At 66.6% G+C, this 13,405-nt stretch carries 13 protein-coding genes; 6 read left to right on the top strand and 7 right to left on the bottom strand.

Annotated elements, in window-relative coordinates:
* Positions 1-16: 16 nt before the first annotated feature.
* The gene (locus C458_RS02650; RefSeq protein ID WP_008572977.1) at positions 17-841 is read right to left on the bottom strand and encodes a carbon-nitrogen hydrolase family protein; all 825 of its coding nucleotides are present in this window, start codon (positions 839-841) and stop codon (positions 17-19) included.
* A 36-nt stretch (positions 842-877) separates the two neighbouring features.
* Complete coding sequence (locus C458_RS02645) at positions 878-1,237, bottom strand: hypothetical protein (protein ID WP_008572976.1); 360 nt, start codon at positions 1,235-1,237, stop codon at positions 878-880.
* A 251-nt stretch (positions 1,238-1,488) separates the two neighbouring features.
* Between C458_RS02645 and C458_RS02640 the strand changes: the two genes are divergently transcribed.
* Complete coding sequence (locus C458_RS02640) at positions 1,489-1,914, top strand: DUF5518 domain-containing protein (protein WP_008572973.1); 426 nt, start codon at positions 1,489-1,491, stop codon at positions 1,912-1,914.
* A 199-nt stretch (positions 1,915-2,113) separates the two neighbouring features.
* Here the strand turns inward: C458_RS02640 and C458_RS02635 are convergent, their stop codons facing one another.
* The 3 genes from C458_RS02635 to C458_RS02625 all read right to left on the bottom strand — a co-directional run bounded on the left by C458_RS02635 (position 2,114) and on the right by C458_RS02625 (position 6,432).
* On the bottom strand, positions 2,114-2,836 hold the full coding sequence (locus C458_RS02635) for a ThuA domain-containing protein (RefSeq protein ID WP_008572971.1): 723 nt from the start codon (positions 2,834-2,836) through the stop codon (positions 2,114-2,116).
* A gap of 493 nt (positions 2,837-3,329) precedes the next feature.
* Entirely contained in the window at positions 3,330-5,279 is a 1,950-nt protein-coding gene (locus C458_RS02630; RefSeq protein WP_008572969.1) for a hypothetical protein, read from the bottom strand.
* A 214-nt stretch (positions 5,280-5,493) separates the two neighbouring features.
* Positions 5,494-6,432 carry a dihydrodipicolinate synthase family protein gene (locus C458_RS02625; RefSeq protein WP_049897145.1) on the bottom strand — a complete coding sequence of 313 codons (939 nt, stop codon included), beginning with the start codon at positions 6,430-6,432 and terminating at the stop codon, positions 5,494-5,496.
* Between the two features lie 114 nt (positions 6,433-6,546).
* On the opposite strand from C458_RS02625, the gene C458_RS02620 reads away from it, so the two are divergent.
* The 5 genes from C458_RS02620 (at position 6,547) to C458_RS02600 (ending at position 12,239) form a co-directional block, all read left to right on the top strand.
* Positions 6,547-7,599, top strand: a complete 1,053-nt coding sequence (locus C458_RS02620) for a Gfo/Idh/MocA family protein (protein WP_008572966.1) — start codon at positions 6,547-6,549, stop codon at positions 7,597-7,599.
* 93 nt (positions 7,600-7,692) lie between these two features.
* Entirely contained in the window at positions 7,693-8,934 is a 1,242-nt protein-coding gene (locus tag C458_RS02615; protein ID WP_008572964.1) for a mandelate racemase/muconate lactonizing enzyme family protein, read from the top strand.
* A gap of 98 nt (positions 8,935-9,032) precedes the next feature.
* Entirely contained in the window at positions 9,033-10,169 is a 1,137-nt protein-coding gene (locus tag C458_RS02610) for a mandelate racemase/muconate lactonizing enzyme family protein (RefSeq protein WP_008572962.1), read from the top strand.
* 123 nt (positions 10,170-10,292) lie between these two features.
* Entirely contained in the window at positions 10,293-10,742 is a 450-nt protein-coding gene (locus C458_RS02605) for a universal stress protein (RefSeq protein WP_004041197.1), read from the top strand.
* A gap of 63 nt (positions 10,743-10,805) precedes the next feature.
* Entirely contained in the window at positions 10,806-12,239 is a 1,434-nt protein-coding gene (locus C458_RS02600) for a hydrolytic enzyme lplD (RefSeq protein ID WP_008572959.1), read from the top strand.
* 111 nt (positions 12,240-12,350) lie between these two features.
* On the opposite strand, the gene C458_RS02595 is transcribed toward C458_RS02600, so the two are convergent.
* The gene (locus tag C458_RS02595; protein WP_008572958.1) at positions 12,351-12,596 is read right to left on the bottom strand and encodes a hypothetical protein; all 246 of its coding nucleotides are present in this window, start codon (positions 12,594-12,596) and stop codon (positions 12,351-12,353) included.
* 70 nt (positions 12,597-12,666) lie between these two features.
* Positions 12,667-13,320 (bottom strand): ThuA domain-containing protein, encoded by a 654-nt coding sequence (locus tag C458_RS02590; protein WP_008572956.1) that lies wholly within the window; start codon positions 13,318-13,320, stop codon positions 12,667-12,669.
* Positions 13,321-13,405: the final 85 nt, after the last annotated feature.

Here is a 13,405-nt window from a genome sequence, read left to right as displayed (position 1 = left end):
TCGGGCGTCGTTGTCGTCATCGGCGCTCGTACACGTCCGGTCGCGCGTGCTGGAGCGTCTGCATGTCGCGGCGAATCCCGTCTAGATGCGACAGGTCGATGGTCGCCGTGACGACTTCCTCGCGGTCCCGCGCCTTCGAAATCACGTTCCCCCACGGGTCGACGACGAGCGTGCGGCCGTAGGTCTCGACCCACGACGGCTTGTCCCCGATTTGGCCGGGCGCGATGACGTACGCCTGATTCTCGATGGCGCGGGCGCGAAGGAGCGGCTCCCAGTGGTCTTTTCCGGTGTGCATCGTGAACGCCGACGGGACGAGCAGGACGTTCGCGCCCGACTGCGCCATCGTCCGGTAGAGCCCCGGGAACCGGAGGTCGTAACAGATAGAGAGGCCGAACGTCGCGAGGTCGGTATCGACCGTCACCGGTCTATCGCCGGGGGCGACGTAGTCGGACTCGCGGTGTTCGACGCTGCCGTCGAGTTCGATGTCGAACAGGTGGACCTTCCGGTAGGTGTCGAGCACCTCGCCGCTCGGGCCGATGAGCGCCGACGTGTTGTAGACCCGGTCGCTGTCCGGAATCCGCTCGAAGAAACTGCCCGTGTGGACGAAGACGCCGTGCTCGAGGGCCTTCTCCGAGAACCGTTGTATCGTCGGGCCATCCAGCGCCTCCGCGACCTCTGCGAACCGCTCTTCCGGGCCGATGAAGGTCGTCATCTCCGGGAACGCCACGAAGTCAGCGCCGTCGGCCGCGGCCTCGTCAAGGAGGCCGAGCGCCCGCTCCACGTTCGCCGCCTTGTCGTCTCGCGAGTCTAGCTGGCACGCGGCCGCCACGAATCGGGACATCTCGTCGGGAGGCTACGCGGACCGGCGGTATGGTACTCACGGTTGCTCGCTCGGGTCGAACTCCAGATAGACGAGTCGCTCGTCTCCGACCGTCCAGCCGCGATGCCCCGGCGGGATGGTCGCGGCACAGCCGGCGGCAATCTCCGTCCGCGCCCCGTCGTCCAGTTCGAGACCGAGCGTCCCGGAGACGACGTAGATGTCGTGGGCGTTCTGACAGTAGTCGGGTTCCGTTCCGTCGCGGTCGGCTTCCGCTCCCCACACCGGTTCCAGCGTCGCTCGCGTGACCGACACGCTGCGTAGTTCGACCGACTCCGTACGACCGGCTCCGAGTGCTGTCGAGGTTGCCTCGGAAAGCTTCGTGACGACCAGTTCGTCGACTGTTGTACTGTCTGCCATGGAACACGTTCTGCGGGCATCGTAGTAGCTCTTACGTCGGAACCGAACCCCCGATTACAATATATCAAAATACTTTGTGGATTCTATTCATATACTACTTATGATATTTATTGCTCCGGGGTACTGTCGTCATCGCCGGCCCCACAGTCTGCGAACAGTACCACGTACGGCCCAGACGCCGAGTACAGTTCGAACCCCGCGGTCAAACCCCGCCAACTATATGACTTCTTAGCCGTCTTACATACGTGCGTATGGTCTCGATTCCCCGCTTCAGTGCCCTCTCTCCGGAATGGAACGCCGCGCTCGTCGGGGCGATAGTCTCGCTCCCCATCAGTGCCGTGGTGAACTGGTTCCCGAACTCGGAGGCGACCGTCGGTGCTGGGATGATGATATTCGGGTCGGTCATCGCGGGAGCCGTCGCCGCGGTCCGCTCGGTGGATTCGGACGCCGCCGGACTCTACGCCGGTTTTCTTGGCGGCGTTCTAGAACTGGTCATATTCGCGGTGACGACGGGAACGACGGTGGCGTGGCCGCTGTCCAGAGTCGCGTTCTTCGTATTCGCCGGCGGAGCCGTCCTCTGTCTCGCCTCCATGTTCGGTCTGGGGTGCGGTCGAATCGGCGGATGGCTGATGCGGACTGTCGGCTCACGGTGGAACCCCACCGCGAGCACGCCGTAGCCCTCTGTTGATGCTCTACGTTGAATTACCAATTCACAAATATATATCTAAATATGGTATGTGTGGCCGCCCCGCTGCTCGATTCGAGGTCGAACATCCTCCCAGTTCTCCCAGTGACGAAAGAGCGAATTCGTTCCAGCAGTTGTGGTCGTCGTTCTTCAGTGGGGAACAGTCACCGCGCCGACGCGCGCCGCTCCGCTCACTCCCCGACGTGCTCGAGCGGGTCGGTCTTCCCCCACCGCGCCGACGCGCCCTCGGTCGGTGTCGCCCACTCGACGGCGTTGTCGATGACGCGTTTGACTTCGTCTTGGTGGAAGATGGGGTACTCCTCGTGGCCCGGTCGGAAGGCGAAGATTCGCCCGCGGCCGCGGCGGTAGCAGACGCCCGAGCGGAACACGTCGCCGCCTTCGAACCACGAGATGAAGACGGTTCTATCGGGTTCAGGGATGTCGTAGGGTTCGCCGTACGTCTCCGTCGCCGGGATGACGAACTGCTCGTCGAGGCCGTCGGCGATGGGGTGGCCGGGGTCCGCGACCCACACCCGCTCGCGCTCGCCGCCGTGGCGGTATTTGATGTTGCAGGTCGTCCCCATCAGTCGCGTGAACGGCTTTGAGTTCTTCCCCGAGTGCAGCGGGATGAAGCCCATCCCCTCGTGAACGCGGTCGACGACGCGCTCCGCGACGGCGTCTGTCACCTCGTCGTTGGCGCAGTGGGACCACCAGACCAACACGTCCGTCGCGTCCAGCGTCGCCTCGTCTAAGCCGTGTTCGGGTTCCTGTAACGTCGCCGTTCGTACCTCGCGGTCCGGTCCCTCCAGATGCGCCGCGATGGTTCCGTGGATTCCCGTCGGATACCGCTCCGCAACGGCCGGTTCCTCCCGTTCGTGGACGTTCTCGTTCCAGACGGTGACTCGTGTGAGCATGCGCCATAGTGTTCGCCCCCGGTGATAAATTCTCTCACCACTCGTGACTGCGGTCCTCGCTCACGCGCAAAAATCCGTTCCCCCGAAGGGAACAATATGGACCATCGAAGAAGAACGGCTATCAGCGACGAATCAGCCACTTCTGCGTTCGGTGCCGACGAACTACGAGATGCTGGCCCGATTTCCCGACCCATTTTCGTTACAGACATATGGGTGTAATCTATGTCTGATAGCCCCTCCCACGGCCCTCACTCCGGACTCGTAGAATATACTTCGATCAATAATTCCCAACACGGGAACACCGTTCCTCTCGATGTTTCCGTCGTAGAACGACCTGATAGCTAATAATCGGTTTCGGGACTTCTCCGTCGCTCCCTCGAATACTGAGATGCCACGCGACGAATACTGTCGTTCCCGTGACGGGAACGAATCGGCGCTTTTCGAGTCCTCGTACGCACCTCCCGAACCCGGCTCGGCGCGGTCGGCGTGTCGCTTACGGCTCCGTCTCCGACCACGGGTGGTCGTAACTCGGGTCGTCGACGAAGCGGTCGAGGCCGGCGCGAATCGACATCCGGCTTCCGGCGGGGAGTCGGGCTCGGAGCGCGTCCGCGCTGTTGTCCTCCCCGTCGCTCGTGCTGCCGGAGTCGTCCGCGCCGTCGTCGACACCGCGCTCCGCGCCGTCGGTCTCGACCGCGGTGAACCGGTGCTCGCCGTACGCGCCGGCTTGAACGACGACTTCCTCCCGCCTCGCGCCGGTGTTGACGAGCGTCAGTTCGAGTCCGTCGCTCGTCACCGACTCGACGAGCGCGGCGACGCCGGACGGGAGTCCCGGCCGCTCCCTGCGGGCGTCGAAGTGGCGCACCTGCGCCATCACGAGGCCGCCGTAGTAGACGGGCTGTGGCGCGCCCATCGTGAGTTGGAGGAGCCCCTTGTGGAACGCCGGGTTCCGGTCCCTGAGGTAGTCTTCGTCCGCGGCCGTCGGTTCGTTCCCCTCAGCGTCGAACAGCCGCAGTCGCTCGTCGACGTGCTCGCGCGTCGCGTCGAGGATTCGGTCCGGGTAGTCCGGGAACTCCCCGTCCAGGTAGGCGAGCCACGCGTACTCGTGGCCGTCGCCGTGTTTCGTCTTCGCCCGCGGGTCGACGCGTCGCCAGTCCTGCTTTCCCCAGTCGCGGAGCCGACGAATCCGGTCTCGGTCCTCGTCGCGCATGGACATATACCAGAGGTGGACCGCGTAGGGGTCGTCCGTGTGCGGCTGGAACTCGTACCAGCCGTCCCGCCACAGTACCTCCCCGTCGTCCTCCGTGAGGACGCCCGACGCGTCGTAGTGGTAGTCGCCCTCGCCGCCGTACTTGTGCGGGATGTAGAGCGTGCTGTGTACGTCGTCTTCGGCCACCTCGATGCCGTTCTCCACGAGAACGTCGAGTTGCGACCGCGGGAAGTCGAGATACTCCCGGTCGCCTTCGAGCAGGACCGCGTTCTCGGCGGCGACCGTCGGCCCGATGCCGACGTAGTGCCACCCGCCCCACGACCAACCGTAGTAGCCGCCGTACCACGAGCCGTCGGTGTACTCACCGATTTCGCCGGAGCGCCCGACGTTGTCGGGGATGATGCCGCCGTTCTCGGCCGTCCGCTCCCGCCACGCGCCGAGGTAGTCGGTCACCCACTCGCGGTAGCGTTCCTCTCCGGTGTGGAGGTAGGCGTTCGTCATCAGGCTCGTGATGTTGAGGTTCAGCGGGATGTCGCCCTTCGCGCAGCGCTCGTTCAACACCTCGAACAGGCGCTCTTCGTTCGCCGGGTCGAGGAGGTCCGCGGCCTCGTCGAACTCCAAGTCTCGCCACGGGAGGCCGTGTCTGGCCCAGCGGTAGTCCGCGCCGTAGGGGTGGTGTTCGTAGGCGGAGAAGTCGCAGAACTCCGGGCCCATGCTCCCGTTCATCGGCCCGCGAACCACCCGCTCGTCGGCGTCGTAGTTTCCCGTCTCCGAGTCGGCGGTGTAGAGCTCCGCGAACTTCTTCGCCCGGTCGACGACCGCCTCGTCGTCGGGCGCGGCGAGGCCCATGTTGTACGTGTAGAGATTGCCCTCCCCGAGGTGGAACCAGTCGCGGCACTGTTCGAACTCGTCGACGACCATCGGATGGCCGAACGGCGTCTCCGTCGCCGCGCCGCGTTCGAGCGCGGCTTCGTACACGCGGCGGGCGTGGTCGAGCAGGCTTTCCTCGCCGCCCATCGCGTACAACAGCGGCCAGTTGGAGAACCCTTCGACCACGTCGTCGAAGCCGTCGACGCCCACGTGGTCGGCCGGCGGCCAGAACGGCTCCCCGTCGGGTCCGGTGTAGTCGTCGACGAAGCGGTCGACCGCGTCGGCCGTCAGGTCGAACAGCGCTCTTTGTTTGTGCGCCCACGTCGGCGGCTGAGTCGCCTCGGCGGTCGCTTCGAACTCGCGCATGCCAACATACCCCGCGTCTCGGGTGATGAATATTTGGGTCGCGCGAGATACTGGTAGCTGTCCGGTCCGGCCCGCGGTGCGCAGGCCGGCCGTCTCGTCGCTGAACCGTCGGTTCAGTCGTCACTCCCCGCGACGACACCACGACGCGACTCGACCTCGTCCGTGGCCGTCGCTCTCGCCGCTGTCGGTCGTCGGCGTCTTCTGTCGTCCCCACTCAGTCGATGAGACGTTCGATGTCGTCGTCGAGTTGGTCGTACAGTTCCTCGGCGCGGCGCTCGTCGTCGGCCGACAGCGACCGAATCGGCTCGCGGACTTCCCCGCCGCGCAGGCCGGCCAGTTCGAGCCCCTTCTTCACCGCTGGGACGCTGATAGCGCCGTCGAGGCTGTTGTTCTGCCCGGTCTGGTCGCGGAAGTTCTGGTAGGGAAGACAGATGTTTCGAAGCTCGCGGGCGCGCCCCCAGTTCTCCTCGGTGAGCGCATCGAACAGCGCGAGGCCGACTTCCGGGCGGAAGTTGCTCACGCCCGCCGAGAACCCCTCGATGCCCTCGTTCCAAAACGAGACGGCGAAGGGCTCCGCGAGGCCGTCCACCCAGACCACGTCGTCGCCGGTGGTGCTGGCGGCCGCGCCGAGTTTTACGGCGTCTTCGATGGCGTACTTGATGCCGACCACGCCGTCGAGTCCCGCGAGGTCGCGGAGGTAGCCGATAGAGGGGTCGAACCCCTTCACGTACGGCACCAGCGGGGCCGTCGAGACCTCGGCTAGTTTCTCGTAGTAGCGAAGCAGGCCGCGCTCGTGGACGTAGGTGTGGTCCGGCGGCATTATCATCATCCCGTCGACGCCGATGCGGTCGTAGGCGTCGATGAGTTCGCGCGCGCTCGCCGTGCTCCCGCCGACGCCGGCGAGGACGCACACGTCTGACGGGAGCGCATCGACCGCCGTCTCCGTCACACCGACGCGTTCCTGCCGGGTCAGCGAGTGGTACTCGCTGATGTTCGCCGACGCGAGGAACGTGCGGATTCCCTCGTCGTAGAGCGTCGTCGCGTTCGCTGCCAGTTCGTCGTGTTCGATGTCGAGGTCGTCGTCGAACGGGGTGAGGAGCCCGGCGGCGACGCCGCGCAGGTGCTCGCGCACACCGCTCTCTGCGAGTGGCATACCCGAACCACCGGGCACTCGCGCATAAAATCTTCGGACAGGGGGGTCGCGCGCGGCGTCGAGCGCCTGATGACCGTCACAACAGTTATCTGCCCTATCTCTGTAATCGCATCCATGCCGCGTCAGACAGACCCGTCTCCAATCGCCGTCGGCGTCGTCGGCCTCGGTAGCCTCGGTCGTCGGCTCTGCCAACAGTTCGTCGAACTCCCCCGGTCGGACCTCGTCGCCATCTCCGACGTGGACCCCGACGGCCTCACCGAGGTCGGTGACTCCTTCGACGTTCTCGAGGCGCACCGCTACCGGTCGTTCGAGGCGTTCCTCGACTCGGCCCCGATGGACGCCGTCGCCGTCGCGACGCCCAACGGCCTCCACTACGAACAGACCTCGGCCGTGTTGGACCGCGGCCTGCACGTCCTCTGCGAGAAGCCGCTCGCGACCGACGCCGAGGAGGCCTACGAACTCACGACCCGCGCCGAGGCGAGCGACCAAACCGTGATGGTCGGCTACCAGCGACACTTCAATCCGGCCTACAAGCGCGCCCGCGACGAGTGGGCCGACGGCGACCGCGTCCCGCGCTTTATCACCGGCGAGGTGACCCACGACTGGCAGTCCTACTACGAGACGGAAGACGACTGGCGGATGAGCCCCGAGTTGAGCGGCGGCGGCCACCTCCTGAACGTCGGCACGCACGTCATCGACGCCATCCTCTGGACGACCGGCCTCACGCCCACGCACGTCAACGCCTACGTCGATTTCCACGACGACGAGCAGGTGTTCGATCGCCAGTCCTCCATCATCATCGAGTTCGCGGAGGGCGCGGTGGCGAACGTCTCCGACACGGGCGTCGTCGCGCGGACCCGCGAGCACGTCCACATCTGGGACGACGAGGGCGCGATATATCTCGAAGGCCACGAGTGGGACGACCGCACCGGCTACGTCATCGACGACGAGGGGACCGAACACCACCCCTACGACGGCTACGAGCGGTGGCTGAGCAAGGGCACCGCGTTCCTCGACGCCATCGAGACCGGCGAGACGCCGCCCGCGACCGCCCGCGACGGCCTCAAGGCGGTGCTCATCACCATGGCGGCCTACGAGTCGGGCCGGCGCAACGAGCGCGTCGCCCTCGACGACCGCTACCCGTTCGCCGCCGACGTCTTCCAGTAGCGCGCCGCCTTTCTCTCCCGGTTGTCTCCTTTCTCTCCTCGACTTTTCGATTGTGGGGCGGAGTTTTATCGTGATGGCCGAGTCTGTTGAGATATGCGAATCGCGACTATCAGCGGCTACGCTCTCTCGTCACCCATCGAACCGCCGCAGGACCGCCCCTTCCACGGCGGCACCCGTCGCCTGCTCAAACGCGACGTGGTGCTCGTCGTCGTCGAGTCGGCCGACGGCACTCGCGGCATCGCCACCGCGGGCGCGAGCAGTTCCGCGATGCGGGAGTACTTCGAGGGCGACTCGCAGGGGACCTTCGCGGACGTGGTGAACGGCGCGGTCGCAGACGCGCTCGAAGGCGAGTCAATCGAGGAAGTCGAAGACGCCCACGCGATGCTCCGCGACACCGACCTCCCCGACCGACTCCGCCACGAGGCCACCTCGGCGCTCGACGTGGCGCTGTACGACATCCGCGGGAAGGAGGTCGGCGCGCCCATCTACGAACTCCTCGCCGACGACTACGGCACCGACCCGACGACGGAGATGCCCCTGTACGCCAGCGCCGGGATGTACATGGAACCCGAGGGCTACGCCGAACAGGCGGCGACCATCCGCGACCTCGGCTTCTTCGGCTACAAATACCGACCGGGCATCGGCCCCGACGGGGACCGCCGGACCATCGAACTGCTCTCCGATGTCGCGGGCGAGATGGAAGTGATGCTCGACGTGCACACGTGGTGGAAGATACGCGACGGCTACGACCGCGAGACGGTCGAGGACCTCGTCACCTTCGCCGCCGAGCGGGACTGCTACTGGGTCGAAGAGCCGGTCTCGCCGGACGACCACGCGGGCTACGTCGACCTCGCTGCGACGGGCGCGCCGCTGGCCGGCGGCGAGAGCGAACCGACGCCAGACGGACTCGTCGCGCTCGGTGAGACGGGTGCGGTGGACTTCCTCCAGGGCGACGTTCGCCACCACTGCGGCTACACCGGTTGTCGCCCCGCGGTCGAGTCCTGCGTCGGCCGCGACGTGGAGTTCGTCCCGCACAACTTCGGGACGTGGGTCGGCCTGCTCGCCAACGCGCACCTCGTCGCGGCCGCGCCCGAGGTGTCGCTCCTCGAATATCCGGTGTTCGAGGACGACCCGCTCCTCGACGCCGAGACCGACCCCGGGATGTACCCCTTCGACCTCGCGTTCGACATCATCGAGGGCCAACCCGCCATCGAGGACGGCGTCCTCTCGCTGTCCGACGAGCCGGGACTGGGCGTCGAGGCGAACCTCGACGCGCTCGACGACTACCCCTTCGAGGAGGGGCCGTGGACCGAGTTCCACTACGACGACGACTGAGTCGGCGGTTCGGAACGCCTCGCCCTCTTCGTTCCGTCCGTCTCGCCGCGTTCGCCGTCTGCACAAGCTATAATGCGTCTCTCCGTGGTACATTTTTCATGCACGTAACCGACATCGAAGTCATCCCGATATCGCACCGCCTGCCCGACGGGCAGGGTCTCGGTGACGCGCGCGGGTTTGGCCACGACCGAGCGACGACGCTCATCCGCGTCGACACCGACACCGGCGAGGTCGGCTGGGGCGAGGCGTTCGCGCCGGGGAGCGTCGTCGTGCCCGTCGTCGACGAGTTCTTCCGCGACGACGTGGTCGGCATGGACCCCTTCGACGTGCGACGACTCGCGGAGGAGTCGTACACGGACCCGTACCACTTCGGCGGGAGCGTCTTCGTCCAGAGCGCCCTCAGCGGCATCGACGTGGCGCTGTGGGACCTCGTCGGCAAGGCGACCGGCAAACCCGTCCACCGCCTCCTCGGCGGGACGCCCCGCGAGACGCTCACGGCCTACGCCTCGACGATGTACTTCACCGAGGCGAACCGCGATATCGCCGCGCCGATTCGAGACGCCGTCGACGAGGGCTTCTCGGCGGCCAAGATAAAAATCGGCACCGGCACGGACTCCGACGTGGAGCGGGTGCGGACCGCCCGCCAACTCCTCGGCGACGACGCGCGGCTGATGGTCGACATCAACGGAAACTACCGGCCGCGACAGGCGATTCGCACCGCGAAGGCCATCGAGGAGTTCGACATCACGTGGATGGAAGAGCCGGTCCCGCCGGAGAACCTCTCGGGCTACCGCGAGGTCAAACGCGGCGTCGACGTACCCCTCGCGGCCGGCGAGGCGCACTACGGCCGCTTCGAGTTCAAGCGCCTCGTGGACGACCGGACGGTCGACGTGGTCCAGCCCAATCTCGGTCGATGCGGCGGGCTCTCGGAGGCGAGTCGCATCGCCGACCTCGCCAGCACGGAGAACGTGGCGGTCCGGCCGCACGTCTGGAACAGCGCTGTCGGCCTCGCCGCGGCGGTCCAGTTCGCGGCCTCGGTCTCGGACTACCCGCACACGCGGCACGTCCCGGACCCGATGATGGTCGAGTTCGACCGGAGCGAGAACCCGCTCCGCGACGAGATTCTCAAGTCGCCGTTCGACCCGACCGGCGGCGAAGTGGACGTGCCACAGGGCCCCGGACTGGGCGTCGACATCGACGAAGACGCGCTTGAGCGGTACCGCGCCGACAACTGAGTCGGGCCGTTCGCCCGCTCGTCTCCTTCCTCACCGCGCCGCCGAACCGACCCCGCGCTGTTCCGACTCGCGGGATAGTTTTATGCGTCAAAGCACCGTGGCACCGGTATGCAGTCATCGCTAGTGGTAGTCGACAGTACGGACTCCAACGAACGCCTCCTCGCCGAGGCGGGGCAAATCGCGGCCGGCACGGACACGCCGCTCGTACTCCTCACGCGGATCACCGAGGACGAAATCGTCGAGAACGCCGAGACGTTGCAGGCGATGAGCGACGCCGCCAACACGCCGCTGGAGTCGAACTCCGCGCGGGAGGTCGCCACCCGATTCGCGTCGCAGGCGGCGGACGAGGCGTTCGAGTCGGTGGACGGAACCGTCGAGTACGACGCCGTCACCGTCGTGGCCGAGGAAGGCGAGTTCGCGGACGAGGTGATTCGCGTCGCCGCCGAGCGCGGCTGTGACCACGTCTATGTCGCCGGCCGACAGCGCTCGCCGACCGGAAAGGCGCTGTTCGGGGACACCGCACAGCGCGTCGTCCTCAACTTCGACGGGCCGGTCACCATCCTGACCGAGTGACGGAGCATCCGGACCCCCCGAAACGACAGCTATTTGCGACCCTGTCTCGTCATATGTTATCACATGTATCAGCTGTCGGAGCAAGCGGAGCCTGTACCGTCGGGTTCGTCCCGAACCATCGACATCGGCTACATCGGCGGCGGGAGTCAGGGGTGGGCCCACACGCTCATCAACGACCTCGCGCAGTGTCCCGACCTCGCGGGGAGCGTCACGCTGTACGACGTGAACTACGAGATGGCGTCGAAGAACGCTCTCCTCGGCAACCGCGTGATGGACCGCGAGGAGGCGGTCGGCGACTGGTCGTTCGAGGCGACCCGGAGCATGGACAAGGCGCTCGACGGGGCCGACTTCGTCATCTGTTCGATTCAGGACCCGCCGGGCGAGACGTTCGTCCACGACATCGACGTGCCACAGGAGTACGGCATCTATCAGACGGTCGCCGACACCGTCGGTCCCGGCGGGGCGATTCGGGCGCTGCGCGCGATTCCGCAGTACCGCGACATCGCCGCGACGGTCCGCGAGCGCTGTCCCGAGGCGTGGGTCATCAACTACACCAACCCGATGACGGTCTGCACGCGGGCGCTCTACGAGGAGTTCCCCGACATCAACGCCATCGGACTCTGCCACGAGGTGTTCAAGACGCAGGAGCTGTTTGCCGACATGGCGGAGCGCTACATCGACGAGGCCGAGGACGTCGCCCGCGACGAGATTCGAGTGAACGTCAAGGGCGTCAACCACTTCACGTGGGTCGACGAGGCGCGGTGGCGCGACCGCGACGTGTTCCAGTATCTCGACGAGGAACTCGACCGCCGGAAGCCGCTTTTCGACCGCGAACCGGGCGACCTCGACGGCGAGTCCTACTGGGTGAACCACGAGGCGGTCGCCTTCGACCTCTACGACCGCTTCGGCGCCCTCGGCGCGGCCGGCGACCGCCACCTCGTGGAGTTCGTTCCGTGGTATCTGAGCATCGACGACCCCGCGGAAATCCAGCGGTACGGCATCCGACTCACGCCGAGTTCGGCCCGCGTCTCCGACGACGAGGGCCCCGACGAGATGGAGCGCTACCTCGAAGGCGACGCGGCGTTCGAGTTCCGCGAGTCCGGTGAGGAGGCGGTCGACATCATGCGGGCGCTCGCCGGCGAGGGGACGTTCGTCACGCACCTCAACTACCCCAACGAGGGGCAGGTCGACGGCCTCCCCGAGGGCGCGGTCGTGGAGACGAACGCGCTCCTCTCCGGCGACGACGTGACGCCCCTCTGTGCGGGCGGCCTGCCCGACGAGGTCGAGAGCATGGTCCAAACCCACGTCACGAATCAGGAGACGCTCGTCCGCGCGGGCTTCGAGGGCGACCTCGACCTCGCGTTTCAGGCGTTCCTCAACGAACCGCTCGTCACCGTCTCGCGCGACGAGGCACAGGAGTTGTTCGCGAAACTCGTCGAACTGGAACGGGAGTACTTCACCGCCTACGACTTCGACGCGTCGGTCCTGCGGGCGTAATCGGAGGTCTCGAACGCGGCAAAACTCTACTACGGTCACCTTCCAGTGAGTGGTCGCGGGGCGGTGCGAGCCGGAGAAATTGGCGGTCTGCGGTGCGATTCGGCCAGTCGGTCACTCCCCCGTGCCGTCGCCGACACCGGCCTCCTGTCGGTCGGTCTCGTCGTCTCTTCTGCTCGCTTCGATTCGCGGCTCCACGCCGAACCGGTAGTACGCCGTCCAGACGGCCGCTACGACGGCGACGATGGCGAACAGCGTCGGCGACCACTCCATGCCGAACTGCTGGGCCAGCCACATTCCCGAGAGCAGGACGCCGAGGACGAACACGAACACGGTCAGGTCGGCGGCTCGAAGGTTCATGCCCCGACGTTCGGAATCGACCGGGATAAACGTTCACACGGTGACGCCGGCGACGCCGCGGCCAACCCGCTCAGTCGCGGACCAGCCAGCCGACGGCGTTGCGGAGCAGTCGGCGGTAGTCCTCGTTCTCGAAGGCCTCGGCGGTGTGGCCGAGCGACGCGTAACAGACTCGCCCCGCGCCGTACTCGCGGACCCACGCGACCGGGTAGTCGGTGAGGTCGGGGTGGGCCATACGCGCGAGCACGGTCACGTCGTCGTCCACGTCGACCTGATACGGTTCGTCGAACACCTCGAAGCCGCCGACGCCGTCTGTCACGGCGTGGTCGGAGACGATTTCGACGCCGAACGTCGAGCGCTCGGGATGGGTGAGGAAGTGGCCGCCGAGGAGGTCGCGGAGGTCGGGAAACGGCTCGTCGCGCGTGTCGAGGCCGCCGTCGCCGTCGTGGACGTTGATGAGGTCGGCGGCGCAGTGGAGACCGAGATACGCCCCGCCGTCGCGGACGAACCCGAGGAGGCCGTCCAACTGCTCGTCTGTCAGGGTCGCGTCGGTCAGGTAGTCCACGACGAGGTCGTAGTCCCCGAGGGCGGCGAGGGCGTCCTTGTCGGTCGTCGCGGTCACCGCGGCGGCGTCGCCGATGGCGGACTCGATGTGCGGTCGCATCTCCTCGAAGTCGTGGAACGAGAAGGTCGTCTCTCCGATGACTAGCGCTGACGGCTGTCGCATAGGCTGCCGTTCGCGACCCGCGCGAAAAGCCGTTTCGGTGACGGTGGCGTCCACCCGTGGTCAGTCTGTCGTCGCCTGCGGGGGC

It is taken from the genome of Haloferax sp. ATCC BAA-644, assembly GCF_000336975.1.
GTDB classification, from domain to species: Archaea; Halobacteriota; Halobacteria; order Halobacteriales; family Haloferacaceae; genus Haloferax; species Haloferax volcanii.
This window is presented reverse-complemented; position numbering and strand designations above follow the sequence as displayed.

Excerpts from the sequence above, each read along its gene's own strand:
- C458_RS02615 (WP_008572964.1), top strand. The coding sequence starts at position 7,693 with ATGCGAATCGCGACTATCAGCGGCTACGCTCTCTCGTCACCCATCGAA.
- C458_RS02650 (WP_008572977.1), bottom strand. The coding sequence starts at position 841 with ATGTCCCGATTCGTGGCGGCCGCGTGCCAGCTAGACTCGCGAGACGAC.
- C458_RS02640 (WP_008572973.1), top strand. The coding sequence starts at position 1,489 with ATGGTCTCGATTCCCCGCTTCAGTGCCCTCTCTCCGGAATGGAACGCC.
- C458_RS02610 (WP_008572962.1), top strand. The coding sequence starts at position 9,033 with ATGCACGTAACCGACATCGAAGTCATCCCGATATCGCACCGCCTGCCC.
- C458_RS02645 (WP_008572976.1), bottom strand. The coding sequence starts at position 1,237 with ATGGCAGACAGTACAACAGTCGACGAACTGGTCGTCACGAAGCTTTCC.
- C458_RS02625 (WP_049897145.1), bottom strand. The coding sequence starts at position 6,432 with ATGCCACTCGCAGAGAGCGGTGTGCGCGAGCACCTGCGCGGCGTCGCC.
- C458_RS02595 (WP_008572958.1), bottom strand. The coding sequence starts at position 12,596 with ATGAACCTTCGAGCCGCCGACCTGACCGTGTTCGTGTTCGTCCTCGGC.
- C458_RS02590 (WP_008572956.1), bottom strand. The coding sequence starts at position 13,320 with ATGCGACAGCCGTCAGCGCTAGTCATCGGAGAGACGACCTTCTCGTTC.
- C458_RS02635 (WP_008572971.1), bottom strand. The coding sequence starts at position 2,836 with ATGCTCACACGAGTCACCGTCTGGAACGAGAACGTCCACGAACGGGAG.
- C458_RS02630 (WP_008572969.1), bottom strand. The coding sequence starts at position 5,279 with ATGCGCGAGTTCGAAGCGACCGCCGAGGCGACTCAGCCGCCGACGTGG.
- C458_RS02620 (WP_008572966.1), top strand. The coding sequence starts at position 6,547 with ATGCCGCGTCAGACAGACCCGTCTCCAATCGCCGTCGGCGTCGTCGGC.
- C458_RS02600 (WP_008572959.1), top strand. The coding sequence starts at position 10,806 with ATGTATCAGCTGTCGGAGCAAGCGGAGCCTGTACCGTCGGGTTCGTCC.